The organism is Streptomyces sp. NPDC053426, assembly GCF_055585405.1.
Genome location: NZ_JBVJKE010000007.1, coordinates 278821 through 305438, shown reverse-complemented (window position 1 = coordinate 305438; position 26618 = coordinate 278821). Strand labels below are relative to the sequence as shown.

Annotated in this window: 24 protein-coding genes and 2 pseudogenes; 19 read left to right on the top strand and 7 right to left on the bottom strand. The window is 72.3% G+C overall.

Translation table 11 applies throughout. The features are described 5' to 3' along the window. The first annotated feature begins 50 nt into the window (after positions 1 to 50). Genes hydA through ACZ62B_RS17080 form a run of 3 tightly spaced genes read left to right on the top strand, consistent with a single transcriptional unit; the run spans position 51 to position 4010 of the window. A complete protein-coding gene (gene hydA / locus ACZ62B_RS17090; protein WP_344559094.1) occupies positions 51 to 1454 on the top strand; it encodes a dihydropyrimidinase in 1404 nt (467 codons plus the stop codon). 11 nt (positions 1455 to 1465) lie between these two features. Next, the gene (locus ACZ62B_RS17085) at positions 1466 to 2467 is read left to right on the top strand and encodes a TIGR03842 family LLM class F420-dependent oxidoreductase (RefSeq protein ID WP_344559092.1); all 1002 of its coding nucleotides are present in this window, start codon (positions 1466 to 1468) and stop codon (positions 2465 to 2467) included. Between the two features lie 22 nt (positions 2468 to 2489). Further along, positions 2490 to 4010 carry an NCS1 family nucleobase:cation symporter-1 gene (locus ACZ62B_RS17080; protein ID WP_469690904.1) on the top strand — a complete coding sequence of 507 codons (1521 nt, stop codon included), beginning with the start codon at positions 2490 to 2492 and terminating at the stop codon, positions 4008 to 4010. A gap of 12 nt (positions 4011 to 4022) precedes the next feature. On the opposite strand, the gene ACZ62B_RS17075 is transcribed toward ACZ62B_RS17080, so the two are convergent. The 5 genes from ACZ62B_RS17075 to ACZ62B_RS17055 form a co-directional block, all read right to left on the bottom strand. Next, positions 4023 to 4871 carry a CAP domain-containing protein gene (locus ACZ62B_RS17075; RefSeq protein WP_469690902.1) on the bottom strand — a complete coding sequence of 283 codons (849 nt, stop codon included), beginning with the start codon at positions 4869 to 4871 and terminating at the stop codon, positions 4023 to 4025. A 347-nt stretch (positions 4872 to 5218) separates the two neighbouring features. Then, entirely contained in the window at positions 5219 to 5884 is a 666-nt protein-coding gene (locus ACZ62B_RS17070; protein WP_344559087.1) for a hypothetical protein, read from the bottom strand. A 262-nt stretch (positions 5885 to 6146) separates the two neighbouring features. Beyond that, positions 6147 to 6941: a 2-keto-4-pentenoate hydratase gene (locus tag ACZ62B_RS17065; protein WP_344559085.1), complete on the bottom strand. Its 795-nt coding sequence runs from the start codon at positions 6939 to 6941 to the stop codon at positions 6147 to 6149. Between the two features lie 26 nt (positions 6942 to 6967). Next, complete coding sequence (locus ACZ62B_RS17060) at positions 6968 to 7972, bottom strand: class I SAM-dependent methyltransferase (RefSeq protein ID WP_344559083.1); 1005 nt, start codon at positions 7970 to 7972, stop codon at positions 6968 to 6970. Between the two features lie 128 nt (positions 7973 to 8100). Beyond that, positions 8101 to 9600 (bottom strand): peptide ligase PGM1-related protein, encoded by a 1500-nt coding sequence (locus tag ACZ62B_RS17055; protein ID WP_468727934.1) that lies wholly within the window; start codon positions 9598 to 9600, stop codon positions 8101 to 8103. A 342-nt stretch (positions 9601 to 9942) separates the two neighbouring features. Between ACZ62B_RS17055 and ACZ62B_RS17050 the strand changes: the two genes are divergently transcribed. From ACZ62B_RS17050 to ACZ62B_RS17030, 5 genes are read left to right on the top strand one after another with little or no spacing between them, the layout of a single operon-like run. Further along, the gene (locus ACZ62B_RS17050; protein WP_344559079.1) at positions 9943 to 10836 is read left to right on the top strand and encodes an acetaldehyde dehydrogenase (acetylating); all 894 of its coding nucleotides are present in this window, start codon (positions 9943 to 9945) and stop codon (positions 10834 to 10836) included. Continuing rightward, positions 10833 to 11897, top strand: coding sequence for a 4-hydroxy-2-oxovalerate aldolase (gene dmpG / locus ACZ62B_RS17045; protein WP_468727926.1), 1065 nt, complete (start codon positions 10833 to 10835; stop codon positions 11895 to 11897). The genes ACZ62B_RS17050 and dmpG overlap by 4 nt, the downstream gene beginning before the upstream one ends. Continuing rightward, the gene (locus ACZ62B_RS17040; RefSeq protein ID WP_344559075.1) at positions 11890 to 12159 is read left to right on the top strand and encodes an acyl carrier protein; all 270 of its coding nucleotides are present in this window, start codon (positions 11890 to 11892) and stop codon (positions 12157 to 12159) included. Before dmpG ends, ACZ62B_RS17040 begins: the two co-directional genes overlap by 8 nt. Positions 12160 to 12195: 36 nt before the next feature. Then, positions 12196 to 13164: an LnmK family bifunctional acyltransferase/decarboxylase gene (locus tag ACZ62B_RS17035; RefSeq protein WP_344559073.1), complete on the top strand. Its 969-nt coding sequence runs from the start codon at positions 12196 to 12198 to the stop codon at positions 13162 to 13164. A 46-nt stretch (positions 13165 to 13210) separates the two neighbouring features. Beyond that, positions 13211 to 13564, top strand: a complete 354-nt coding sequence (locus ACZ62B_RS17030) for a nuclear transport factor 2 family protein (RefSeq protein ID WP_344559072.1) — start codon at positions 13211 to 13213, stop codon at positions 13562 to 13564. Between the two features lie 21 nt (positions 13565 to 13585). Here the strand turns inward: ACZ62B_RS17030 and ACZ62B_RS17025 are convergent, their stop codons facing one another. Beyond that, entirely contained in the window at positions 13586 to 14650 is a 1065-nt protein-coding gene (locus ACZ62B_RS17025) for a lipoate--protein ligase family protein (RefSeq protein ID WP_344559071.1), read from the bottom strand. Beyond that, positions 14640 to 14873, bottom strand: a pseudogene (locus tag ACZ62B_RS17020) (hypothetical protein); the annotation flags it as partial. The pseudogene ACZ62B_RS17020 and the gene ACZ62B_RS17025, both read right to left, overlap by 11 nt. Between ACZ62B_RS17020 and ACZ62B_RS17015 the strand changes: the two are divergent. The 11 genes and pseudogenes from ACZ62B_RS17015 to ACZ62B_RS16965 form a co-directional block, all read left to right on the top strand. After that, positions 14872 to 15279, top strand: a pseudogene (locus tag ACZ62B_RS17015) (nitronate monooxygenase); the annotation flags it as partial. The pseudogenes ACZ62B_RS17020 and ACZ62B_RS17015 overlap by 2 nt on opposite strands. A 41-nt stretch (positions 15280 to 15320) precedes the next feature. Continuing rightward, a complete protein-coding gene (locus ACZ62B_RS17010; protein ID WP_344559070.1) occupies positions 15321 to 16091 on the top strand; it encodes a helix-turn-helix transcriptional regulator in 771 nt (256 codons plus the stop codon). Between the two features lie 148 nt (positions 16092 to 16239). Continuing rightward, a complete protein-coding gene (locus tag ACZ62B_RS17005) occupies positions 16240 to 17301 on the top strand; it encodes an iron-siderophore ABC transporter substrate-binding protein (protein ID WP_344559069.1) in 1062 nt (353 codons plus the stop codon). Beyond that, positions 17298 to 18341 (top strand): FecCD family ABC transporter permease, encoded by a 1044-nt coding sequence (locus tag ACZ62B_RS17000; RefSeq protein ID WP_469690896.1) that lies wholly within the window; start codon positions 17298 to 17300, stop codon positions 18339 to 18341. Before ACZ62B_RS17005 ends, ACZ62B_RS17000 begins: the two co-directional genes overlap by 4 nt. Further along, positions 18338 to 19390 carry a FecCD family ABC transporter permease gene (locus tag ACZ62B_RS16995; RefSeq protein WP_344559057.1) on the top strand — a complete coding sequence of 351 codons (1053 nt, stop codon included), beginning with the start codon at positions 18338 to 18340 and terminating at the stop codon, positions 19388 to 19390. The genes ACZ62B_RS17000 and ACZ62B_RS16995 overlap by 4 nt, the downstream gene beginning before the upstream one ends. Beyond that, positions 19387 to 20241, top strand: coding sequence for an ABC transporter ATP-binding protein (locus tag ACZ62B_RS16990; protein WP_468727903.1), 855 nt, complete (start codon positions 19387 to 19389; stop codon positions 20239 to 20241). Before ACZ62B_RS16995 ends, ACZ62B_RS16990 begins: the two co-directional genes overlap by 4 nt. Positions 20242 to 20244: 3 nt before the next feature. Then, positions 20245 to 21576: an MFS transporter gene (locus ACZ62B_RS16985; RefSeq protein WP_469690893.1), complete on the top strand. Its 1332-nt coding sequence runs from the start codon at positions 20245 to 20247 to the stop codon at positions 21574 to 21576. A 68-nt stretch (positions 21577 to 21644) separates the two neighbouring features. After that, complete coding sequence (locus tag ACZ62B_RS16980; protein ID WP_469690891.1) at positions 21645 to 23474, top strand: gamma-glutamyltransferase family protein; 1830 nt, start codon at positions 21645 to 21647, stop codon at positions 23472 to 23474. Positions 23475 to 23574: 100 nt separating this feature from the next. After that, positions 23575 to 24420 (top strand): inositol monophosphatase family protein, encoded by an 846-nt coding sequence (locus ACZ62B_RS16975; protein WP_344558092.1) that lies wholly within the window; start codon positions 23575 to 23577, stop codon positions 24418 to 24420. A gap of 101 nt (positions 24421 to 24521) precedes the next feature. After that, positions 24522 to 25931: a phytoene desaturase family protein gene (locus ACZ62B_RS16970; RefSeq protein WP_469690889.1), complete on the top strand. Its 1410-nt coding sequence runs from the start codon at positions 24522 to 24524 to the stop codon at positions 25929 to 25931. Continuing rightward, positions 25928 to 26440 carry an O-acetyl-ADP-ribose deacetylase gene (locus ACZ62B_RS16965; RefSeq protein WP_344558096.1) on the top strand — a complete coding sequence of 171 codons (513 nt, stop codon included), beginning with the start codon at positions 25928 to 25930 and terminating at the stop codon, positions 26438 to 26440. The genes ACZ62B_RS16970 and ACZ62B_RS16965 overlap by 4 nt, the downstream gene beginning before the upstream one ends. Positions 26441 to 26618 lie beyond the last annotated feature (178 nt).

Genomic DNA, 26618 nt, shown 5'->3' with positions numbered 1-26618 from the left:
AAGCTCACAGAGCTCGTAGCGCTCGCAGAAGCTCGTAGAGAGGGAGCAGCATGAGCAGCCGCACCGTCATCCGCGGTGGCCTCGTCATCACCGCCTCCGACGAGATCCACGCCGACGTCCTGATCGAGGACGGCCGCGTCGCCGCCCTCGCCGCCTCCGCCACCCCGGCCGCCGACGCCTTCACCGCCGACCGGACCATCGACGCCACCGGCAAGTACGTCATCCCGGGCGGGGTCGACGCCCACACCCACATGGAGCTGCCGTTCGGCGGCACCTTCGCCTCCGACACCTTCGAGACCGGCACCCGGGCCGCCGCCTGGGGCGGCACGACCACCGTCGTCGACTTCGCCGTACAGAGCGTCGGCCAGTCCCTGCGCCGGGGCCTGGACGCCTGGCACGCCAAGGCCGAGGGCACCTGCGCCATCGACTACGGCTTCCACATGATCGTCTCGGACGTCAACGCCGAGACGCTGAAGGAAATGGACCTCCTGGTGGAAGAGGGAGTCACGTCGTTCAAGCAGTTCATGGCGTATCCAGGGGTTTTCTACTCCGACGACGGTCAGATCCTGCGCGCCATGCAGCGCTCCGCCGAGAACGGCGGGCTGATCATGATGCACGCCGAGAACGGCATCGCCATCGACGTGCTCGTCGAACAGGCCCTCGCCCGCGGCGAGACCGACCCCCGCTTCCACGGTGAAGTGCGCAAGGCCCTCCTCGAGGCCGAGGCCACCCACCGCGCCATCCGGCTCGCCCAGGTCGCCGGGGCCCCGCTGTACGTCGTCCACGTCTCCGCGACCGAGGCGGTCGCCGAACTGGCGCGGGCCCGTGACGAAGGGCTGAACGTCTTCGGCGAGACCTGTCCGCAGTACCTGTTCCTCTCCACCGACAACCTCGCCGAGCCCGGCTTCGAGGGCGCCAAGTACGTGTGCAGCACCCCGCTCAGGCCCAGGGAGCACCAGGCCGCACTGTGGCGGGGCCTGCGCACCAACGACCTCCAGGTGGTCTCCACCGACCACTGCCCCTTCTGCTTCACGGGCCAGAAGGAACTCGGCCGGGGCGACTTCTCCAAGATCCCCAACGGTCTCCCCGGCGTGGAGAACCGCATGGACCTGCTCCACCAGGCCGTCCTCGACGGACACATCTCCCGCCGCCGCTGGATCGAGATCGCCTGCGCCACCCCGGCCCGGATGTTCGGCCTGTACCCGAAGAAGGGCACCATCGCGCCCGGCGCCGACGCCGACGTCGTCATCTACGACCCGGGCGCCGAGCAGGTCATGTCCGCCGGCACCCACCACATGAACGTCGACTACTCGGCCTACGAGGGCAAGCGGGTCACCGGCCGCGTCGAGACCGTCCTCTCGCGCGGCGTCCCCGTCATCACCGACCGGGAGTACACCGGGCGGGCCGGACACGGCGTCTACACCCCGCGGTCCACCTGTCAGTACCTCACCTAGGAGAGCCGCGCATGGACTTCGGACTCGTCCTGCAGACCGACCCGCCGGCCGCACGGGTCGTCAGCCTGATGAAGCGCGCCGAGCGCAACGGCTTCACCCACGGCTGGACCTTCGACTCCGCCGTACTGTGGCAGGAACCCTTCGTGATCTACAGCCAGATCCTGGCCAACACCACGAAACTGAAGGTCGGCCCGATGGTCACCAACCCGGGCACCCGCACCTGGGAGGTCACCGCCTCCACCTTCGCCACCCTCAACGACATGTACGGCAACCGCACCGTCTGCGGCATCGGCCGCGGCGACTCCGCGATGCGCGTCGCCGGACGCAGGCCGGGCACCCTGGCCTGTCTCGGCGAGGCGATCGACGCGATCCGCGACCTCGCCGAGGGACGCGAGGCCGAGGTCGACGGACGGCCGCTGCGGATCCCGTGGGTGCGGGACGGGGAACTCCCCGTCTGGATGGCCGCGTACGGGCCGAAGGCGCTCGCCCTCGCCGGGCGCAAGGCCGACGGCTTCATCCTCCAGCTCGCCGACCCGTACCTGACCGAGTGGATGGTGAAGGCCGTACGCGCCGCCGCCGTGGAGGCGGGGCGCGACCCCGCCTCCGTCACCGTCTGCGTCGCCGCACCCGCATACGTCGGCGACGACCTGGCGCACGCCCGCGAGCAGTGCCGCTGGTTCGGCGGCATGGTCGGCAACCACGTCGCCGACCTGGTCGCCCGCTACGGGGAGCACTCCGGCCTGGTCCCCGAGGCGCTGACGTCGTACATCAAGGAACGGCACGGCTACGACTACAGCCACCACGGGCGGGCCGGCAACCCGTCCACGGACTTCGTCCCCGACGAGATCGTCGACCGGTTCTGCCTGCTCGGCCCGGTCGAGGCGCACATCGAGAAGCTGCGGGCGCTGCGGGAGCTGGGCGTGGACCAGTTCGCCGTGTACGACATGCACGACGCGCAGGAGACGACGATCGACGCGTACGGCGCGGAGATCATCCCGGCACTCCGTCATTGACCCTCGCCGAAGGGGCACGCCCATGACCGCGACCGTCCCGCCCACGCCGTCCGACCCACCCATACCCGACCCGGCGGGACGCGTCGAGCTCCCGCCGGGCACCACCCTCACCGACAGCCGCTTCGTCAACGACGACCTGCTGCCCGTCCCGCTGGTCCGCCGCCGCTGGACGACGTACAACTTCACGGCCCTGTGGGTCGGGATGGCGCACAACATCCCCTCCTGGCTGCTCGCCTCCGGTCTCGTCGCGCTGGGCATGGACTGGAAGCAGGCCGTCTTCACCATCGCGCTCGCCAACGTCATCGTGCTCGCGCCGATGCTGCTGACCGGTCACGCCGGCCCCAAGTACGGCATTCCGTTCCCGGTGCTGGCCCGCGCCTCGTTCGGACTGCGCGGCGCCAACCTGCCGGCGCTGATCCGGGCCGGGGTGGCGTGCGCCTGGTTCGGCATCCAGACCTGGATCGGCGGCCAGGGCGTCTTCGTGCTGCTGGGCAAGCTGTTCGGCGGCTGGGCCCAGGCGTCGGAGGTCGGGGGACAGCCGTGGACGCTGTGGGTGTGCTTCGTCCTGTTCTGGGCCCTCGAACTGGCCATCATCCACCGGGGGATGGAGACCCTGCGCCGGTTCGAGAACTGGGCCGCGCCGTTCGTCATCGTGGGCGCGCTGGTGCTGCTGGTCTGGATCGCGGACAAGGCCGGCGGTCTCGGACCACTGCTCGACCAGCCGTCCCGGCTCGGCTGGGGCGCCGACTTCTGGCCGGTGTTCTTCCCGGCCCTCATGGGCATGATCGCGTTCTGGTCGACCCTGAGCCTGAACATCCCCGACTTCACCCGCTTCGGCGCGGGCCAGCGCGCCCAGGTGTGGGGTCAGACGCTCGGACTGCCCACCACCATGACGCTGTTCGCGCTGCTGTCCGTGTTCGTCACGTCCGGCAGCCAGGCGGTGTACGGGGCCCCGGTGTGGGACCCCGTCGCACTCGCCGGGAAGACGGACAACGTCTTCGGGCTGCTCTTCGCCCTGGTGACGGCGCTCGTCGCCACCATCTCGGTGAACATCGCGGCGAACGTGGTGTCACCGGCGTACGACCTGGCGAACCTGGCGCCGCGACTGATCAGCTTCCGCACCGGCGCCCTGATCACCGGTGTGGTCGGCGTGCTGATCATGCCGTGGAAGCTCACCGAGACACCCGAGCTGTACATCTTCACCTGGCTCGGGCTGGTCGGCGGGCTCCTCGGCACCGTCGCCGGGATCCTCATCGCCGACTACTGGATCGTCCGCCGCACCGCCCTGGACCTGCCCGGCCTGTACACGCCCGGCGGGCGGTACTGGTACACCTCCGGCTGGAACCTGCGCGCCGTCGCCGCCTTCCTGGCCGGCGGAGTACTCGCGGTGGGCGGCTCCCACTCGGCCCCGGGAAAGGGACCCTTCCCCGAGGACGGGCTGATCCCCTTCCTGAAGCCCCTCGCGGACTACGGCTGGGCGGTGGGTCTGGCGGCGTCGCTGGTCGTGTACGTCGCGCTGATGGCGGGCCACCGGCGCGCGTGAGCGTACCGGGGGCTACCGGGCCGTGCCGAAGTCCTGGGTCCAGTAGGAGCCGGGCTGGGCGAGACCGACACCGATCTCCTTGAAGGCGCAGTTGAGGATGTTCTCCTTGTGGCCGGGGCTGGCCATCCAGCCGGCCATCACCTGCTCGGGGGTGGAGTAGCCGTAGGCGACGTTCTCGCCGTAGGTGCTCCAGCTGTAACCGGCGCGGGTGATGCGGTCGCCGGGGGAGGAGCCGTCCGACCCGGTGTGCGACATGTTGCCGCTCGCGGCCATGTCCTCGCTGTGGTCCTGCGCGGCCTTGGTGAGGGTGGCGTTCGCCTTCACCGGGGAGCAACCCACCTTGCCGCGCTCGGCGTTGACGAGTTCCACGACCTTGGCGACGGCGCCGGAGGCACCGGCGGGCCCGGGGGCCGCGGTGGTGGGCTTCGGAGCGGCCGTGGTGGGCTCGGGAGCCGCGGTGGTGGGCTTCGGAGAAGCCGTGGTGGTGGGCTTCGGAGCCGCGGTGGCGGGCTTGGAGGCGGGCTTGGAGGCGGTCGCCTCGGGGGCCTTCGTCTTCGGCTTGTGCGACGGCTTCGCGCCGCCGTCCTTCGGCGTGCCGGGCTTCGAGGGGCTCGTGGTGGCGGTCGGCGTGTCCGACGGTACGGGCGCCGGCTCACCGTGCTGCTGGCTGCTCCACCGGCTGTACCAGTCGGGGCCGCCCCACCTGTCCTCCGCACCGGCCGCCGTGCCCCGGTCCTGCCGCTCGCCCTCGTCGGGCCAGTCCGTGCAGGCCATGGCGACCGAGGGTATGCCTATGACTCCTACGGCGACCGCCGCGACGACCGTCCGCCGGTACTGCTTCTGATGACGATGCTTTCCCATGCGTGACCTCACCCCTGCTGTCCGGAGGCTGGTCATTCTTGGGACGCCCCGGCGCCGGGCGCAAAGGGCATCTGTACTACCGCGCTTCGTAGGTCCACAGGGGGCTTGCGGCGGGCCGGAGGGCGTGCCGACCCGTCCGCGGCGGGCCCTCCGGCCCGCCTGCCGCCTCGTCAGAAAGCCTCATACGGCGAAGGAGCGGCGGCCATCGGCTCTCCCCCCGGACGCCCCCCGCCCCGCCCCCTCCCGCATTCACGGCAAGACGGACAAGTCCCCTATGTCGTCCGAGCGGTTTCTACTAAGCGACCCGCACAGATCGGCCACGGCGTGTGACAGATGTCACGGAACCATCAATTCCGGTTCTTCTCCAGGGCCGCCACCGCCTCTTTCGCGGCCTTGATGGCGCCCTTGTTGATCTCGTCCGTGCTCGGCGCCTTCTTCGACTCGAAGTCGCTGCCGTTGTACGTCACGATCACCAGCGCGTTGGAGGCGCGGGCCACCACCACGCCCTCGCGCGTCTGCTGCTTGTCCTCGGTGGTGAGGTTCACGACGGAGTACGCCGCGTTCCCGAGCCCGGGGACCGCGCCCCCGCCGCTCTTGTCCTCCAGCCGCCCCTGGTACGACCGCTCCGCCGCCTCGTCCGACTCCAGCACCTCGAAGGAGACGTCGAGCCAGCGGTACTCGTAGCCCTTGAGCGCGTTCCAGGAACAGGTGCGGCGCAGCTTCGAGTCCGTGGACTGGATCTCCTTGCCGTCCGTCTTGGCGCCCGGCACAAGGGACTTGACGCTCTTCTCGGCGATGCTGTCGCACGGCGCCGGCGCGGCGGTGTACGTCTTCGCCACCTGTGTCCGCGAAGGGGCGGTCGCGGACCGGGTCTTCGTCTCCTCGGTCGGCTTGTCCGCGGCTTCCGGCGACGCGGACGGCGGACCGGAGGACAGCGCCCAGCCGGCCGCGGCGAGGACGACCACCGGGGACAGGCGCGCGGTCAGGGCGATCGGCAGAGGAAAGGAACGCACGGCGCACTCTTCGTGGGGGACGGTGCGGAGGGGGGTCCGCACAGCGGACGGGACGCCAGTGTCACACGCGTTCCCGTGGTGCGGGAAGGGCCAACTCGCTCCGTAGAGGCGCGGTGACAGGGACGTACCGCCGGAGGTGCCGGCTTGCCGCAATTCCCCCCGTGAAGAGGTGATTTGTGTATCGGTACGGGCCGGTTCCCCGGCGGTCGCCTTTCGCGCGGCCCATGCGACTCCGGTCGCCGGTCAGCCGTCAAGGGCCGTCTCACCCGTCGGAGTCACGGGTGTCCACGGTGAGGGAGACCGAGCCCAGCCGGCCGAAGGACGCCTTCACCGGGCTGCCGGGCAGCAGGTCGACGGCGCCGGCCCAGGCGCCCGCGAGGACGACCTGGCCGGCGGTGATGCCGGTGCCGTACGAGGCCAGGATGCGGGCGAGGCAGGCCACGGCCTCCGCCGGATGTCCCATCACCGCGGAGCCGGACGCCGTCCGCACGTGCTCGCCCGCCTGGAAGACCATCTGTTCCGCCGCGAGGTCCGCGCCGGCCGGCGGGACGGGGGGACCGAGCACCGCCATGGCCGACGACGCGTTGTCGGCCACGGTGTCCACCAGGCCGATGTCCCAGTGCTCGATCCGGCTGTCACAGATCTCCAGCGCCGGCAGGACTTCGATAGAGGCGTCCAGTACGTCCCGCGCCGTCACGGAGTCACCGGCGAGGTCCTCGCCCAGCCGGAAGGCGAGTTCTCCCTCGACCTTCGGAGCGATGAACCGGTCCGCGTCCACGCAGCAGCCGTCGGGCAGCATCATCCGGTCCGTGAGGTAGCCGAAGTCGGGCTGGTCGATCCCGAACATCCGCTGGATGGCCTCACTGGTGGCGCCGATCTTGTACCCGACCACCACCGCTCCGTCCGCCTCCTCCAGTGCGCGCAACTCGCGCTGGACGGCGTAGGCGTCCCCCAGGGAGAACCCGGGGTGGCGTGCGGAGATCCGCGGCACCGGGCGGCGTTTTCTCCTCGCCGTCAGGAGCTCGTCCGCGAGCCGCCGGTGAAGCCGTGCGTCCATGCCGGTCTCCTGTTCCGCCCGGTCGGTCACTTGAACGCCACGAAGAGCCGGCCTCCCGGGAAGACCTGCGGTACGCACTGCACCTTCGCGAAGCCGGCCGCCCGGAACTTGTCCTCCCACTCCTGCTCGCTCGGCAGCCGGATGCCCATGAAGTCCGCGTGCAGGTAGGTGAACAGCGCGCTGAACCTCCGTTCGCGGGGGCGCGGCGCGTAGGAGACCGCGTCGACCACCGCCATGAACCCGTTGGCCGCGAGCGCTTCCCGGCAACGGACCAGCACCGCGTCGAGGACGGCCGGGTCCTGGTTGACGTCGTGCATGACGAAGCAGGCCTGGATGACGTCGGCGTCCTCGATCGGGGCGGGGTCGTCGACCAGGGACTCGATGGAGCGCACGGCCACCTGGAGCCGGTCGTCCACCCCGGCCTGGACGGCGGCCTCCCGCGCCGCCGCGCAGGCGGCCTCGCTGATGTCGAGCGCCACGCCGGTGCGGGTGGCGTCCCGTCGCAGCTGCTCGATCAGCAGTCGGCCGGCGCCCGCGCCGAGGTCCACGACCCGCTGCGCGCCGGCCGCCTCCACCCGGTCGAGCACGGGGGGATAGAAGGCCCGTTCGCCGATCCAGCGCGAGCTGACCGCGACCCTGCGGCCGTCGCGACGGTGGTGCCGCGAGGCGGCCTCGCCGTCGGCGAAGAACTCCCGGACGTTCGTGATGAACGGGCCGTTGGCGTTCATCGCCCAGGACACGTAACCCGCCTGGTACCTGAGCGCCGGGTAGTCGTCCGAGACCCGGAAACGGCCGCCGGTCCCGGTGTCGGTGATCAGTCCGGCGGCGGCCAGGGCACGCAGGTACCCGGCGGCCCTGTCCTGCGGGACGGCGGCGTGCCCGGCCAGTTCGGCGGCGTCGAAACTGTCACCCGAGTCCAGCAGCCCGTCCACTCCGAGTTCGGCGCCGATCTGCAGGAGGGACGCGACCGCGGCGAGGTCGGCGGCGTACTCGAGCGAGGATTCCGGAACCTCCGGCGTGACGGTGCTCATGACGTGTCTCCTTCGTGGGGCCCCGGCGAACCGCCCGGACGGACACGTGCCCGCCCGGTACAGCAGCCGTTCCACACGGGCCGCCGTCCGTCACAATCCGAACCCGAATGGCCGCCGTGCGGTCCGGCTCAGCGCGACGCCCGATCCGCCAGGCCGTCCACCAGTTCCCGCAGTCCGCGCAGCAGCGCCGTGGCCTCGGCCCGGTCCGCGCCGATGCACACGGCGCCGAACTTCCCGTGGTCGTGGGCGGCGCTCATCGTGTGCAGCACCACGCCCGTCGCGCGCGCGGGGTCGTAACCGAGCGGGGACTCGGTGACCGCGCGGATCAGATGGGCCGGCCGCAGCCCCTTGTAGCGCGGGTCGATGATGGCGTCCGACGCCTCGTAGACGCGCTCGGAGCCGTCGGGTCCGCCGTGGACCAGCCGGCCGTCGGGCGTGGCGGGCGTACCCAGGAGCCCCGAGGCGATGCCGAAGGCGTGCTTGGTGCCCGTGCCCCGCAGATTGATCTCGCATCCCAGGAGCTGCCAGCCGTCGGCGGTGCGCCTGGCGAGGAAGTCCACCCCGTAGTCGCCCCCGCCCACGCCCCGCTCCCGCAGGGCGCGGCCGACGCGCACCCCGTAGTCGATGAGCGTCCGCCGGTACTCGGCGCTCGCCGGGAACCGGCAGCCGACGTAGCTCTGGTCGTGACCGGTGAACACCTGGTCATGGGTGGAGACCGCCTCCACCGTGCCGTCGCCGGTGATCCTGCCCTGGAAGCTGGGGCTGGACAGCGTGTCGTCCCTGACCCACTCCTCCACGACGGCACCGGTCTTCTCCACCGCACGGACGTAGTCGTCCCAGGTGATCGCGGGGTCCACGAGGGTGGCCCGGGGCAGCGCGGCGAGAACGCGTCCGGTCAGCGCCTCGTCGTCCGTCCCGGTCGGCAGCCCCAGGTCGTCGAGGTCCAGCATCGCGTTGCCGAGACCCGCTCCGGAGGTGGAGTCGTCGAGCTTGACGAGCACCGCCCGGTGCCCCGCCCGTGCCATCCGGGCCACTTCACCGGCGATGTCGGCGAGGGTGTGCAGCAGTTCGGCGGAGCCCTCCGGGAACGGGATGCCCGCCTCGGCGAAGAGCCGGCGGCCGGAGTGCTTGGTGCCCAGCGGGATGCAGGACGAGTGCGGCTGGTTGCCCGGCACCTCCAGCTCCCGGGCGAAGCGCTCCAGCGGCGCGGACGGTTCGAAATAGTTCAGCCGGACGTCGGCACCGTCGCGCCGCCGGCCGTCCACGAACTCCCGGACGGCCGCGCGGACCCGCGCGGCCTGCGGGTTGTCCGCGTCGAGGACCTTCTCGCTCAGCCACCGGGGACCGGCGTCGTCCAGACCCACGAGACGCACCCGGGTCCGTGCGTCGCCGTGGCCGGCGCCCGGCAGCCCGAGGTAGTACGCCACCTGCTCGTCGGGGTCCAGCACCGGCGGGGCGGTGATGTACAGGAGACTGCCGCCGGCCCGGTACACCGTGTCGATGATCGCCGAGCCGAGCAGCCGTTCCGGGAAGAAGGACGCGCCGGTGAACCGCGCCAGGATCTGCGGATCGCACTCCCGGCTCTGGATGTGGACCTGGGCCGGGCCGCGGCGGTGCAGGGTGTCCACGGTTACCTCCTCGAGCCTTCTCCGACCGTATCCACTGCCGCCTGTCAAGGCCACCGACACGCCTGAAAGGCGGGGTCAGACACCCCGTGCTACGTTTTGAGCACGTGAGCGCCGAACGTGCGCCTCATGACCGGCGTACCGGCACACGCGGTCCCCGACGACCGCCGGTACGGGGCGGTGCGGGATCGGAACCCGCCCCGAACGAGCCCCCCGCACCGGGCCGGATCACGAAACCACCGATCCCCCCACCACAAGTCGCGCGAAGCCTTGTTCTCAGCCCTTCCCTGACCCCCCACGTACGCACGGGACCGTGTCCCGTGCCCACGGAAGGACCGTACAGACATGGAACGAAACGGACGGCTGTCCGCCGTGGTGCTCGGCGCGGGCCTCATCGGGGTCGACCTGATGACGAAGGTCATGCGGTCGGACGTCCTCGACCTCCGGCTCGTCGTGGGACGGGACGGCGCCTCACCGGGGCTGCGGCAGGCGGACAGACTCGGCCTGCGGACGGCCACGGACGGCATCCGGTCCCTGACCGGTACCGACGACGTGTTCGACGTGGCGTTCGACGCGACCAGCGCGCTGTCGCACGCCGAGCACGCCGCACGGCTGGCGCCGCTCGGCACCATGCTCATCGACCTGACACCGAGCCAGGTCGGCCGGATGGTGGTGCCGACGGTCAACGGGCCGGACGCTCTCGCCCACCGCGACGTGAACATGGTCAGCTGCGGCGGCCAGGCGTCCATACCGATCCTGCACGCCATCGCGCGGCGGCACCGCGTCCACTACATCGAGGTGGTCACCACGGCCGCCAGCATGAGCGTCGGCCCCTCCACCCGGCTGAACCTCGACGAGTACATAGGGACCACCCGGGCCGCGGTCCGGACCCTCACCGGGGTCGACGAGGTCAAGGCGATCCTCAACCTGAGCCCCGCCAGGCCCCCGGCGATGTTCCGGGTCGCCATGTCCCTGCTCGGCGAAGACCTCACCGACACATCGGTGCGCGCGCTGGTCGAGGACGCCGCCCGCGGTGTCCGGTCCTTCGTCGACGGCTACCGGGTCACGGCGTGCACGGCCGACGGGGAGAAGGCCTTCGTCGCCGTCGAGGTCACCGCCCGCGGCGAACGCACTCCGGAGTACGCCGGGAACATCGACATCATCAACGCCGCCGCGCTGCACGTCGCGGAGCGATACGCGGCAGACCGCTTCGCGACCGTCGGGGCGGTGACGTCATGAGCCGGAACACCGATACGGGGCCGGGGGACACCACCACGGCGAAGTCGGTCCAGATCCACGACCCGACCCTGCGCGACGGTCACCACGCCGTCCGCCACCAGCTCAGCAGCCGGCAGCTCCGCGCGTACGCGGCGGCGGCCGACGCGGCGGCCGTCCCCGTGGTCGAGGTGGGGCACGGCAACGGCCTGGGCGCCTCCTCCCTCCAGGTGGGACAGGCCCGGTGCAGCGACGACGAGATGCTGTCAGTGGTCCGGGAGGCCCTGCGAAGCAGCAGGATGGGCGTCTTCATGCTGCCCGGCTGGGGAACCGTGGAGGACCTCAGGAAGGCCATCTCCCACCAGGCCGACCTCGTACGCATCGGCACCCACTGCACCGAGGGGAACCTGGCCGAGCGGCACCTCGGGTTCCTGCGCGAGGCGGGAGTGGACGCGCACGCCGTACTGCTGATGAGCCACATGGCGAGTGCCGGACGGCTGGCCGAGGAGTGCGCCCGCCTCGTCGGCTACGGCGCGACCGGTGTGGGCATCCTCGACTCCTCGGGCCACTACCTGCCGGCCGACGTCACCGAACGCATCGGCGCCATCCGCGCGGCCGTCACGGTGCCCGTGCTGTTCCACGGGCACAACAACCTGGGCATGGCCGTGGCGAACTCGATCGCCGCGGTCGAGGCCGGAGCCGACATCGTGGACGCCTGCGCCCGCGGCTTCGGCGCCGGAGCGGGCAACACCCAACTGGAGGTCGTGGTACCGGTCCTGGAACGGATGGGGTACTCGACCGGCATCGACCTGTACCGGCTCCTCGACGCGGCGGACATCGCCGCGACGGAACTGATGGACGCCCCGCCGTCCATCGACTCCGTGGGCATCGTCAGCGGCCTGGCCGGGGTGTTCTCCGGGTTCAAGACCCGGGTGCTCGACATCTCGCAGCGCGAGGGCGTCGACCCCCGCGACGTCTTCTTCGAACTGGGCCGGCTCCAGGCGGTGGCGGGCCAGGAGGACCTCATCGTGGACGTGGCCCTCAACCTCCGCGCGACGGACGAAAGGACGGCGAGCCATGTTTGAGGTCCTTCGCGGCATCCTGGTCGACGAACTCCAGATGAGGGCGGAGGACGTCGTGCCGACGGCCACCCGGACGGAGGTGGGGCTCGACTCCGTCGCCCTGGTGGAACTGGCGGAGCTGCTGAACACCGGACTCGGCATCGAGGTCCACGACTACGAACTGGCGGAAGCCGGCACTCTCGCGGACCTCGCCCGGCTCGTGGAGGAGCGCCACCGCGCTCTTCCCCCCGAGCCCTCCCCCGCCCGGTCCGCGCCCCGGCGGTGAGCCAGTGACGGGGGAGACAACGAGGGAGAAGAAGCCATGCTGCAGAGCAGCACGACCGAGAGCGTGCGGACGGCGGATCACGCTTCCCTGTCGCGCCGGGTGACCGTGTCACCGGGGATGTGCAGTGGCGGATCGCTGATCTTCGGACGCATCGGGGACTGGACCTGGGAAGCCGTCGCCGCGGCGTCCGGAACGAACGTGCACGCGGCCCGTACCGCCGAAGGACACCCCGTCTACCTGTCCTTCTACTACTACCGGGTGCGCGGCGGACGTACCGTCCATCCGCACGGCCTCGCCTTCGGTGACGAACTCCGGGTGGACTCACGGGTCTTCCAGTTCGGCAGCCAGTCGGCGCTCACGCTCCACCGGCTCGCGCCCGCGGAACTCGACCTGCCCGGCGGACCGCTGGAGCCGAGCGAGGTGCACGACGAGCCGCACCCGGACTGTCTGTACGTCGAGAACGTCAACCGCTGGATAGCCCGCAGCCGCCCCGGCAGCAACCAGGGCCTGTTCGAGGCGGCACCCCCGGACTTCGCCTACGCCGGCCTGCCGCGGATGCCCAGCGTCTACTCGCCCCGCACGCTCGTGGGCCGCGCCCGCCAAGCCGGCAGTTTCCACCCCGAGGTCCCGCAGGGCCTCGTACCGGCCGGCCCGGACCACACCTGCGAATACGTGCTCGACGTCAACCGTGACCTCAACGGCGCGGGCCTGGTGTACTTCGCGGCGTACTTCTCCATCTTCGACACGGCCCTGCTGAGCCTGTGGCGCTCGCTCGGGCGCGGTGACGAACACTTCCTGCGGCGCAGGGTGGTCGACCAGAAACTCGGCTACTTCGGCAACGCGGACCCCGGCGCCGTCTTCACCGTCTCCGTCCGCAGGTGGCACCGCGAAGCCGACCCGCGCATCGAGATCGCCGACATGGCGATGCGTGACACGGCCACCGGCGAGCTGCTCGCCGTCACGAGTATCGAACTCGACCTCGGCGCGGCGTCCGGCACACCGTGACCGACCGGATCCCGTACCCGCGCCCGGTCGTCCGAGGAGGCTGGTGATGGAAAGGGAAGAACGTGTACGCCGCTACTACGAGCTGGTGGACGCGGGCGACGTGGCCGAACTCGTCGCGCTCTTCAGCCCGAAGGCGGTCTACCGCCGGCCCGGCTACGACCCGCTCGTCGGCCGGCGGGCCCTAGAGCGTTTCTACCGGAGCCAGCGGGTCATCAAGAAGGGCCGTCACACCCTCGCCACCGTGCTGATGGAGAGGGACGGCGCGGCGGTGCACGGTTCGTTCGCCGGGACGCTGCACGACGGGAGCGAGGTGTCGCTGCGCTTCGCGGACTTCTTCACCTTCTCCGCGAGCGGTGCCTTCCGCACCCGTGACACCTTCTTCTTCACCCCCCTCGTCTGACCCCACGGGCGGGGTCCTCCGTCACGGCACGCGGGCGGTCCAGTCAGGCGTGGTGAACTTCGCACGTGCCAGTTCCTCCGCGAGGGCCAGCTCCCCGTCGGTCACCTTGCCGTCCGCCGCCCCGTACCGGGCGCGGAACGAGTCGATCATCCGCTCGATGACGGCCTCGCGCGGCAGACCGGTCTGCCGGCGCAGCGGGTCCACCCGCTTCTTCGCGCTCTTGGTGCCCTTGTCGGACAGCTTCTCCCGGCCGATGCGCAGCACGTCGAGCATCTTGTCAGCGTCGATGTCGTACGCCATCGTCACGTGGTGCAGCACCGCGCCGGGGCCGCCGTCCGGGCCCACGACCCGCTTCTGGGCGGCGCCCGCGATCTTGCCCTGGTCGGTGGCGATGTCGTTCAGCGGCTGGTACCAGGCCCGGATCCCCATCTCGCCGAGCGCGCCCAGCACCCAGTCGTCGAGATAGGCGTAGCTGTCCTGGAACGACAGCCCCTGCACCAGCGCCTCCGGCACCGACAGCGAGTACGTGATGGTGTTGCCGGGCTCCACGAACATCGCGCCGCCGCCGGAGATCCGGCGCACCACCTCGATGCCGTGCCGCCGGGCGCCCTCGGGGTCGACCTCGTTGCGCAGCGACTGGAAGCTGCCGATGATCACCGCCGGGGCGCCCCACTCCCACACCCGCAGCGTCGGCGGACGCCGGCCGGCGGCGACCTCGGCGGTCAGCACCTCGTCCAGCGCCATGTGCAGGGCGGGCGGCTGCGGGCCCTCGTGGATCACCTGCCAGTCGTAGTCGGTCCAGTCGGTGGCGTGCGCGAGCGCGCGGCGCACCGCGATGCCGACACCCTCCGAGGTGAGCCCGTACATCACGGTCCCCTCGGGGAGGGCCGCGTCGATCCGCGCGGCCAGACCGGCGGCGTCGGTGTCGGCGGGGGCGCCGTCCAGGGCGCGGTTCACGGCGTCCAGGGCCTCGTCGGGTTCGAGGAAGAAGTCGCCCGCCACACGCGCGCGACGCAGCACGCCGTCCTCCACGTCCACGTCCACGACGACGAGCTTGCCGCCGGGAACCTTGTACTCACCGTGCACGGCTCCGCCTTTCACTGTTGCCGTGGACGCCAACACCGGCGGGGACAGGGATGTTCCCCGCCCCCTCGGACCCGCCCCGGCGGTCAGACGGCGGCGGGCACCGCTCCCTCCTGGGGTGCACACAGTGCCGGCGGTGTCCGTCCGCGCCGTCGGAGGCGGCCGGGAACACGGTGGCGCACGCGTCGTCCGCCTTCCAGCAGCGGGTGCGGAACGGGCAGCCGGAGGTCGTCGCGGCCACCGTCGCGGCCGACGCCGCCGACCGCCCCCGCCCCGACGGCAGCACCTTCGCGGAGCTCGTCGAGGCCGTCCACGAGGCGGGCGCCCTCGTCATGGCCGACGTGTCCACCTTCGACGAGGGCCGCGAAGTCGCCGGGCAGGGCGCCGACTTCGTGGGTACGACGCTCTCCGGCTATGTGCCGGGCCCACCCGTGCGGAGCGCCCCGGACCTCGCCCACGTCGCCGGCCTCGCCGCCGCGGTCCCCGTCCCGGTGATCGCCGAGGGCCGTATCGCGACCCCGCAGCAGGCCGCCCAGGCCCTGGCGACGGGCGCGCACGGCGTCGTCGTGGGCACCGCCATCACCGCACCGACCGCGCTGACCAGGGCCTTCGCGGCCGGCCTCAGGCCCTGACCGGAGGCCGGCGCGCGGCGGGTGCCGGTTAGCCTGAGCGCATGCGTGTCATCAGGGACCTGCCGGCACTCGCCGCCGGCGAGGGGGACGTGCCCTTCGTGATCAAGGGGTACGAGGAGGTTGTCGCCGCCGACACGACGTGGAACGAACACTCGCACCCCTGGCACGAACTCCTCTGGAACGAGTACGGCACCTCCACCGCCGTGGTCGGTTCCCGGGTGTGGTGCATCACGCCGACGCTGGGACTGTGGATGCCGGCGGGGCAGCTGCACTCCGCCTCCGCGGTCGCCGGGACCTCCTACCGCGCCCACTTCTTCCGGCACGGTACGGAGTCCGCGCTGCCCGACGTGCCGGTGGCCGTGGAGATCACCCCGCTGCTCCGGCTGCTCCTGGAACGGCTCGAGGAGCCCGACCTGTCGCCCCGCTCCCGGGCCGTGGCCGAGGCGATGGTGCTCGACGTCCTGCGCCCGTCGTCCAGGGCGCTGCTGGTGCAGTTGCCCACCTCCGCGCTGCTGCGGCCGATCGTGGACGTCGTACGGGCCGATCCCGCCGACCAGCGCACGCTGACCGGCTGGGCCGCCGCCCTCGGGTGCAGCGCCCGCACGATCACCCGCGCGTTCCGGAGCGAGACGGGCACGAGTTTCGCCCGCTGGGTCGCCTCGGTGCGGGCCCAGCACGCCGTGCACCTGCTGTCCCTCGGCTTCGAGGTCGACGTGGTGGCCGACGCGGTCGGCTACCGCTCGGCGAGCGCCTTCGGAGCGGCCTTCCGGCGGACGACCGGCATGACTCCCGGCAGGTTCCGGGCGCGCTGAGGGGCCCGTCGTACCGCAGGGCCCGCACGGTCCCGTGTCCCGATCGCTACAAGGGCTGTCGAAAAGGCTCGATTGATCCACGGACCCCTGCTCCATACGCTGTTCAGGCAAGCCTTACCTAACTTGAACGAGAGTGGAACACGGGCCGATGAGAACCCCACGCCTGCGCGCGCTCGCCCTCGCGGCGGCCCTCCTGTTCGGACTCACCGCCTGCGGCGGCGAGTCCGGCGACACCAACGACGACAGCGGCGCCGCCGGTGCCGGCGCCAAGGGCTCCGGCCGGTTCCCGGTGACGATCGAGCACGCCCTCGGCACCACCGTCATCCCCGACAAGCCGAAGCGCGTCGCCACCGTGAACTGGGCCAACGACGAGGTCCCGCTCGCCCTCGGCGTCGTCCCCGTCGGCATGGCCAAGGCCAACTTCGGTGACGACGACGGGGACGGCGTACTGCCCTGGACCGAGGACCGGCTCGAGGAACTCGGCGCCAAGACCCCCGTCCTGTTCGACGAGACCGACGGCATCGACTTCGAGGCCGTCGCCGACACCAAGCCGGACGTCATCCTCGCCGCGTACTCCGGACTGACGGAGCAGGACTACGAGACCCTCAGCCGGATCGCCCCCGTCGTGGCCTACCCCGAGGCCGCCTGGGCGACCCCGTGGCGCGACATCATCCGCTTCAACAGCAAGGCCATCGGACTGGCCGACGAGGGCGACGAACTGATCGCCGGCCTCGAGGGGCAGATCGAGAAGACCGCCGCCAAGTACCCCCAGCTGAAGGGGAAGACGGCGATGTTCATGACGCACGTGTCGTCCAAGAACGTCAGCCAGGTCGGCTTCTACACCACCCACGACACCCGCACGCAGTTCTTCACCGACCTCGGCATGAAGATCCCCGCCAGCGTCTCCGGGCCGTCGAAGTCGACCAAGAAGTTCGTCCTCACCAAGAGCGCCGAGCACATCGACGACTTCAACGACGTCGACGTCATCACCGGCTACGGGGACGACAAGGGCGAACTGCTGAACGCCCTCAAGAAGGACCCGCTCACCTCGAAGCTGGCCGCCGTCGAGCGGAACTCCCTCTACCTGCTGCCCGGCAGCACCCCGCTGGCCACCGCCGCCAACCCGACCCCGCTGGCCATCCCGTACGTCCTGGAGGACTACGTGAAGGCGCTCGCCGGGGCCGCGGACAAGGTGGACAAGGCCGCGTGACCGTCACCGAGACCCCGCCCGCGCCGGACACCGCCCCGCTGCGGCGTCCGGCGCGGGTGCGCGTCACCTGGCTCCTCGTCGTCACCGCGGTCCTGCTCACCGCCATGACCACCTCCCTCGCCCTCGGCTCCCGCGACGTCGCCTGGGCCGACGTCTGGGCGGCGCTCGGCGGAGCGGAGGGCACCCTGGAGGAGGCCGCGGTCGCCAACCGCATCCCCCGCACCCTCCTCGCCGTCACCGTGGGCGCCGCCCTCGGCCTCTCCGGCGCGGTCATGCAGGGCGTCACCCGCAACCCGCTGGCCGATCCCGGCATCCTCGGCGTCAACATGGGCGCCTCGCTCGCCGTGGTCACCGGCGTCGCCCACTTCGGCCTCGCCTCGGTGTCCGGATACATCTGGACGGCGATGACCGGGGCCGCACTGACCGCCGGCTTCGTGTACGCCGTCGGCTCGCTGGGACGCGGCGGCGCCACCCCGCTGAAGCTGGCCCTCGCCGGCGCCGCCATCTCGGCCGCGCTCGCCTCGCTGGTCAGCGCCGTCGTCCTGCCGCGCAACGACATCTCGGACACCTTCCGGCTGTGGCAGATAGGCGGCGTCGGAGGCGCCACCTACGCACAGCTCGGCAGCGTCGTGCCCTTCCTCGCCGCCGGCTTCGTCATCTGCCTGGCCTCCGCCCGCGCCCTCAACTCCCTCGCCCTGGGCGACGAACTGGCCGCCGGACTCGGCGAGCGGGTGGCCCTGGTGCGGGCGGTCGCCGCGCTCGGCGCGGTCGTGCTGTGCGGCGCGTCCACCGCCGTCGCCGGGCCGATCGCCTTCGTCGGACTCGTCGTACCGCACGCCTGCCGGCTGCTGGCCGGCGTCGACCACCGCTGGACACTGCCGTTCTCCGCGCTCGGCGGAGCCGTCCTGCTGACGGCCGCCGACGTGGTGGGCCGGGTCGTGGCCCGGCCGGCCGAGATCGAGGTGGGCATCGTGACCGCGATCGTCGGCGCCCCCTTCTTCATCCACATCGTCCGCCGGCAGAAGGTCAGATCCCTGTGAGCGCCCCCGTCGTCACCACCCCGCCGACGCGGCGCACGGTCACCCGCGCCCGGGTCCGCCGCGCCCACCGGCGACGGCTGATCGTCTCGGCCCTGCTGGTCCTCGTCGTCGCCGCCTTCGCCACCTCGCTCATGGCCGGGCACACCTTCTACCCGGCCTCCGACGTGCTGCGCGTGGTCATGGGCGAGCAGGTGCCGGGCGCGTCCTTCACCGTCGGCACGCTGCGGCTGCCGAGGGCGGTGCTCGCCCTGACCGCCGGCTTCAGCTTCGGCATGGCCGGCGTCACCTTCCAGACGATGCTCCGCAACCCGCTCGCCAGCCCCGACATCATCGGCATCAGCGCGGGCGCGAGCGCGGCGGCGGCCATCGCCATCGTCACCTTCTCGCTGAGCGAGACCCAGGTGTCCGTACTGGCGATCGCCGCCGCACTCGGGGTGGCGCTGCTGGTGTACACCCTCGCGTTCCGCGACGGGGTCGCCGGCACCCGGCTCATCCTGATCGGCATCGGCATCGCCGCCCTGCTCGACAGCGTCACCTCCTACGTCCTGTCCCGGGCCGGCGAATGGGACCTCCAGGCGGCGATGCGCTGGCTCACCGGCAGCCTCAACGGCACCACCTGGGAGGAGACCCTGCCCACCGTCCTGGCCGTGCTGACGCTCGGCCCGGTGCTGCTGTTCCAGGGCCGCAACCTCAGCGCGCTCAGCCTCGGGGACGACACGGCCTCCGCGCTCGGCGTCCGCGTCGAACGCACCCGCGTCACGGTGATCGTCGCCGCCGTCGGACTGATCGCGTTCGCCACGGCGGCGGCCGGACCGATCGCCTTCGTCGCGTTCCTCTCCGGCCCGATCGCCGCCCGGCTCACCGGAACCGGCGGCTCCCTGCTGGTCCCGGCGGGACTGGTCGGCTCCCTGCTCGTCCTGGTCGCCGACTTCACCGGCCAGTACGCCCTCGACACCCGCTATCCCGTCGGCGTCGTCACCGGCGTCCTCGGCGCCCCCTACCTCGTCTACCTGATCGTCCGCACCAACCGGGCCGGAGGCTCACTGTGACCGCGTCCCACACCCTCGCCACCGAGGACCTCACGCTCGGCTACGGCGACCGCGCCGTCATCGAGGGCCTGGACCTGACCCTCGCGGCCGGACGGATCACGGTGATCGTCGGCGCCAACGCCTGCGGCAAGTCGACGCTGCTGCGCTCGATGTCCCGGCTGCTGGCCCCGCGCGCGGGCCGGGTCCTCCTGGACGGCAAGGAGGTCCACCGCACCCCGGCCAAGGAACTCGCCCGCACCCTCGGCCTGTTGCCGCAGTCACCGGTCACCCCCGAAGGCATCACGGTCCTCGACCTGGTCGGCCGGGGCCGCCACCCCCACCAGCGGGCCTTCTCCCGCTGGACGGCCGAGGACGACGCCGCGGTCGCCGCCGCACTGGAGGCCACCCGCACGACCGACCTGATGGACCGGGCCGTCGACGAACTCTCCGGCGGCCAGCGCCAGCGCGTGTGGATCGCCATGGCACTGGCCCAGCAGACCGACCTGCTGCTGCTCGACGAGCCCACCACGTTCCTCGACATCAGCCACCAGATCGAGGTCCTCGACCTGCTGACCGACCTCAACCGGACCCGCGGCACCACGATCGTCATGGTCCTGCACGACCTCAACCTGGCCGCCCGCTACGCTGATCGGCTGATAGCCCTGGCGTCCGGGCGACTGCACGCCGCCGGAACACCCGAGGAAGTGATGACCGAGGACACCGTCCGGGCCGTGTACGGCATGGAGAGCCGCGTCATCGAGGACCCGGTCTCGGGCAAGCCCCTCGTCCTGCCGATCGGACGCCACCACTCGACGGCCACGGACACCGAAGCCGCGGCCGCGTCGCCGCGACACGCGGCCGGGAGCCGCTGAACCATGCCCAAGAAGCTCGCCGCAGTACTGCCCGACCTCGCGCCCTGGCGCTCCTCCCGGGACTTCCGCCTCCTGTGGGTGCAGGGCCTGGTCACCTACCTCGGCAGCGTGATGGCGCTGATCGCGCTGCCGCTCCAGATCAAGGAACTCACCGGCTCACCGCTCGCGGTGGGCGCGATGGGCGCCGTCGAACTGGTGCCGCTGGTCGTCTTCGGCCTGTACGGCGGGGCACTCGCGGACGCGGTGGACCGGCGCAAGGTCATCGTGCTCACCGAGGCGGGACTGGGACTGCTGGCCGTCGTCCTGCTGCTGAACGCGCTGCTGCCGCACCCCATGCTGTGGCCGCTGTACGTGGTGGCGGCCGGGGTCGCGGCACTCGCGGGACTCCAACGCCCCGCCCTGGACTCGCTGCTGGCCCGGATCGTCCCGCACGACCAGCTTCCCGCCGCCGCCGCGCTCAACGCCCTGCGCTGGCAGGCGGGCGCGATCGGCGGACCCGCGCTGGCCGGTCTCGTGGTGGCGTACGCGGGCAACGTCCCCGCGTACGCCACCACCGTGGTCTGCTTCTTCGCGTCGGTCCTGATGTGCCGCCGGCTCTCACCCGTGCCGCCCGTCGAGCACGCCGCCAAGCCGTCGCTCCGCGGCATCGCCGAAGGGGCCAGGTACGCCTGGTCGCGGCCGGTGCTCCTGGGCACGTACGCGGTGGACCTGGCGGCGATGTTCTTCGCCTTCCCCAACACGATCTTCCCCTTCCTCGCCGACGAGCTCGACGCCGACTGGTCGCTGGGCCTGATGTACTCGGCGGGCGCCGTCGGATCGCTGCTGCTCAGCCTCACCAGTGGCTGGGTCTCCCGGACGCAACGGCACGGTCTCCTCGTGGTGTTCGGCGCCGCCGGCTGGGGCCTGGCCATGGCGGCGGCCGGCTGGACGTCGAACGTCTGGCTGGTCCTGGCGTGCCTCGGCCTGGCGGGAGCGGGGGACATGCTCAGCGGTCTCGGCCGCTCGACCATCTGGAACCAGACCATCCCCGACCGGCTGCGCGGCCGGCTCGCCGGCATCGAGGTCCTCTCCTACAGCGTCGGCCCCCAGCTCGGCCAGGTCCGCGCCGGGGCGATGGCCGGCTGGACCGGCGCCCGCCCGGCGATCTGGACCGGCGGACTCGCCTGCGTCGCCGCGGTGGGCCTGCTCACCGCAGCACTCCCCAAACTCGTCAGCTACGACGCCCGCACCGACGAGGACGCCCGCCGCCGCGCCGACGAGAGCGCCGCGACCGAGCCGGACCGCGAGGACACCGGAACCGCACCGGACCGTGAGGACGCCGGAGCCGATCGGTAGCCTGCTGACCGATCAGGGCCGAACAGATGGGCAACGTTGTCGGCACCGCGCTAACCCCGAGGTGAGAGATGCAGTTCACCACCCGCCCCACCCTCCAGGGCACCTTCGGCATGGTGTCCTCCACCCACTGGCTGGCCTCGCAGTCGGCGATGGCCGTGCTGGAGGACGGCGGCAACGCCTACGACGCGGCCGTGGCCGGGGCCTTCGTCCTGCACGTCGTCGAGCCGCACCTCAACGGTCCGGCCGGCGAGGTGCCGATCCTGCTCGCGCCGGCCGGCGGCGAGGTGCGGGTGCTGTGCGGGCAGGGCGTCGCCCCGGCCGGGGCGACCGTCGCCCACTACAAGGGGCTCGGCCTGGAGCTCGTCCCCGGCACCGGACCGCTCGCCGCGGCCGTGCCCGGCGCCTTCGACGCCTGGATGCTCCTGCTGCGCGACCACGGCACCAGGACCCTCGCCGACGTCCTGAAGTACGCCATCGGGTACGCCGAGGACGGGCACCCGCCCGTGGAGCGCGTCGGCGAGACCGTCGAGACCGTACGGGAGCTGTTCGAGACGGAGTGGACCTCCTCGGCCGAGGTGTACCTGCCCGGCGGCCGGTCCCCGCGCGCCGGTGAGTTGCTGCGCAACCCCGCCCTCGCCGCCACCTGGAAGCGGCTGCTCGCCGAGGTCGCCGGGGCGGGCGACCGGGAGGCGCAGATCGACGCCGCGCGGGAGGTGTGGCGGACCGGGTTCATCGCCGAGGCGCTGGTCCGGCAGGCCGGGCGCCCCACCATGGACACCAGCGGCGAGCGCCACACCGGAACCCTGACCGCCGCCGACCTCGCCGACTGGTCCGCGACCTACGAGACCCCGGCGACGTACGACTTCGACGGCTGGACCGTGTGCAAGGCCGGACCCTGGAGCCAGGGCCCGGTCCTGCTCCAGCAACTCGCCCTGCTGCCGCCGGAACTGCCCCGCTACGGCTCCGCCGAGTACGTGCACCTGCTGATCGAGGGCTGCAAGCTCGCCATGGCCGACCGCGAGGCCTGGTACGGGGACGCGGCCGAGGTGCCGCTCGACGACCTGCTGTCGGCCGAGTACAACGCCGAGCGGCGGACCAGGGTCGGCCCCCGCGCCTCCCACGACCTGCGGCCCGGCAGCCCCGGCGGGCGCATCCCCCGGCTGAGCGCCCACGCGCGCGTGGTGGCCACCGAGCCGTCCGGCTTCAGCCCGATGGGTGTCGGGGAGCCCACCGTCGCCAAGAGCCCGACGTCCCCCGTGCCCGGCGAACCCGACGTCCTCGCCGACGGCGGCACCCGCGGCGACACCTGCCACCTGGACGTCGTCGACCGCTGGGGCAACATGATCGCGGCCACCCCCAGCGGCGGCTGGCTCCAGTCCAACCCCGTCGTCCCCGAACTCGGCTTCCCGCTCGGCACCCGGCTGCAGATGACCTGGCTGGAGGAGGGCCTCCCCAACACCCTCACCCCCGGCCGCCGCCCCCGGACCACCCTCACCCCCTCCATAGCCCTGCGCGACGGGGTGCCCGTCATGGCGTTCGGCACGCCCGGCGGGGACCAGCAGGACCAGTGGCAGCTGCACTTCTTCCTCGCCGTCGCCCTGCGCGAGCGGGTGCGCGGCGGACTCGACCTCCAGGGCGCCATCGACGCCCCCAACTGGCACAACGACAGCTTCCCCGGCTCCTTCTACCCGCGCGGCATGCGTCCCGGCAGCGTCACCGTCGAGTCCCGTACGGACCCGGCGGTGGTGGAGGAGCTCCGCCGCCGCGGCCACGAGGTGATCGTCGGCGACGCCTGGTCGGAGGGCCGGCTCTGCGCGGTCGCCCGGGACCCGGCCACCGGCGTCCTCTCCGCGGCGGCCAACCCGCGCGGCATGCAGGGCTACGCGGTGGGCCGCTGAGCCCACGACGGCGGGGGCGGGCACACCGTTTTCATCCCGATTCCACCTGCTGTGCACCGGGCGGGTGGGGATTGTCAGTGGCGCGTGCTCTCATGGAGGCATGATCGAGACCCACGAAACCATCGACGAGTTTCTCGCCCGGCACACCTTCGACGTGGAGGAACTGGTCCGCAAGGCGGCGGCGCAGGAGATCGTGCCGCGCTGGCGGCGGCTCGCCGAGCACGAGGTGGACCTCAAGACCGGCCCCCACGACCTGGTGACGGACGCCGACCGCAACGCCGAGCTGTACCTCACGGACGCGCTCGCCGCCCTGCTGCCCGGCTCGGTCGTGGTCGGCGAGGAGGCGGTGCACGCCGACCCGGCGTCGTACGAGGCGATACAGGCCGAGGCGCCGGTGTGGATCGTCGACCCCGTCGACGGGACCCGCCAGTTCGTGCGCGGCGAAAGCGGCTTCTGCACCCTGGTCGCCCTCGCGCGGGGCGGAGTCGTGCACGCCTCCTGGACCTACGCCCCCGTCCGCGACCAGTTCGCCACGGCCGTACGGGGACAGGGCGCGCACCTCGACGGCGAGCGGCTGCGCGCGGGCTCCCCGGAACCCGGCCGTGACCTCCGCGTGGCCACCTCCCACCCGGACTACACCACGGACGAGCAGAAGCGCGCCCTGCTCGGCCTGTGGACGGACGGCGTGGCCCCCCGCGCCTGCGGCTCGGCCGGACTGGAGTACCTGGCCATCGCCCGCGGCGAGTCCGACGCCACCGCGTTCAGCTGGGAAGCCGCGTGGGACCACGCGGCCGGTCTGCTCCTCGTGGAGGAGGCGGGCGGCACCCACCTCACCCGCGCGGGTGAGCCCTTCCGCATCAGGGGCGGCAACACCCTGCCCTTCACCGCGGCCCGCGACGCGGCGACCGCCCGCCGGGTGGTGGAGCTGCTGACGGACGGAGCCTGATGCCACACCCTCGCCCAAGGCCCCGGGAGGACGCCGGCGGCCCGGCATATCCTGATCCCCCAGTGGCCGTCGGCTGACGAAGGAGTCCGAAGGTGCCGTCGATGCTCGATGCGGTCGTGGTGGGAGCGGGGCCGAACGGGCTGACCGCTGCCGTGGAGCTGGCCCGGCGCGGCTTCTCGGTGGCCCTGTTCGAGGCGAAGGACACCGTCGGCGGCGGCGCCCGCACCGAGGAACTCACCCTCCCCGGCTTCCACCACGACCCGTGCTCCGCCGCCCACCCCCTCGCCGTCAACTCGCCCGCGTTCCGCGCCCTCCCGCTGGAGCGCTACGGACTTCAGTGGCTGCACCCCGAACTCCCCATGGCGCACCCCTTCCCGGACGGCACGGCGGCCGTGCTGTCCCGGTCGGTCGGGGAGACGGCCGCCTCCTTCGGCCCGCGCGACGCCGGCGCGTACCGCCGGCTCGTCGAGCCCTTCCTGCCCAAGTGGGACACCCTGGCCCGCGACTTCATGTCCCTGCCGATGACCGCCCTGCCCCGCGACCCGGTCACCCTCGCCCGCTTCGGCCTGCTCGGCCTGCCCCCGTCGACGTGGCTCACCCGCCGCTTCCGCGACGAGCGGGCCCGCACCCTGTTCGCCGGCCTCGTCGCCCATGTCATGGCCCCCCTCGGCGGCTTCGCCACCGGCGCCATCGGCCTGGTCTTCGCCCTCGCCGCGCACGCCCGCGGCTGGCCCGTCGCCCGCGGCGGCTCCCAGGCCATCTCCGACGCCCTCGCCGTGTACCTGAAGGACCTCGGCGGCAGCGTCCACACCGACTACGAGGTCAAGCGCCTCGACGACCTGCCGCCGGCCCGGGCGTACGTCTTCGACACCTCGCCCACCGCCCTGGCCCGCATCGCCGGCTTCGGCGACCACTACGCGAACTACCGTTACGGCCCCGGCGTCTTCAAGATCGACTACGCGCTGGACGGCCCCGTGCCGTGGACCGCGCCTCAGGCCCGCACCGCCGGCACCGTGCAGATCGGCGCGGACAGCGACGAGATCGGCGCCGCCCTGCGCGCCGCCTCCCGCGAGGGCCGCGCCCCCGACGCGCCCTTCCTCATCACCGTGCAGCCCGGCGTCGCCGACCCCACCCGAGCCCCGGCCGGCAAACACGTCTTCTGGGCCTACGGACACGTGCCCAACGGCTGGACCGGCGACCTCACCGACGCCATGGAACGCCAACTGGAGCGCTACGCCCCCGGTTTCCGCGACCGTGTCCTGGCCCGCGCCACCGCAGGACCGCCCGAACTCGCCGCCCGCAACGCCAACTACGTCGGCGGCGACATCGCCTCCGGCGCGGTCCGTGGACTCCAGCTCCTGCTGCGCCCCAAACTCTCCCTGTTCCCCTACTCGACCCCGCACCCGGCCGTCTTCATCTGCTCGTCGGCCACCCCGCCCGGACCCGGCGTGCACGGCATGTCGGGACACAACGCGGCGAAGGCCGTGTGGAGGAGGCTGCGCCGGACATGACCACCACGATCACGCTCGTCCAGGGCGACATCACCCACCAGAGCGCCGACGCGATCGTCAACGCGGCCAACTCGTCCCTGCTCGGCGGGGGAGGCGTGGACGGGGCGATCCACCGCCGGGGCGGCCCGGAGATCCTGGCCGAATGCCGCGCCCTGCGCGCTTCCAGGTACGGCAGGGGCCTGCCGACCGGCCAGGCGGTCGCCACCACCGCGGGCCGTCTCGACGCCCGCTGGGTGATCCACACCGTCGGCCCGGTGCATCAGGGACCGGGCAGCGATCCTGAGCCGCTCGCCTCCTGCTACCGGGAGTCGCTCCGGGTGGCCGACGAACTGGGCGCCCGGACGGTCGCGTTCCCCGCCATCTCCACGGGCGTCTACCGGTGGCCGATGGACGACGCGGCCCGCATCGCGGTGGAGACGGTGCGGAACACGCCGACCGCCGTCGACGAGGTGAGATTCGTCCTCTTCGACGACCGGGCGTACGAGGCGTTCGCCCGGCGACTGGGCTGACGGAAACCAGGGTGCTCGGTCCTTCCCCGGGGTGACCGCGTGTGTGATCGCCGCCCCGGCCGCCGGAACGCCCGTGGCCACGACGGGCAGCGCGGCCGTGGACCCGAGGAGACCGGTCGAGTCCGGCGCGTTCTGCGGGTCGGTGAGCCGGACACGGCCGGCGCCTTCGCCCGCGGCG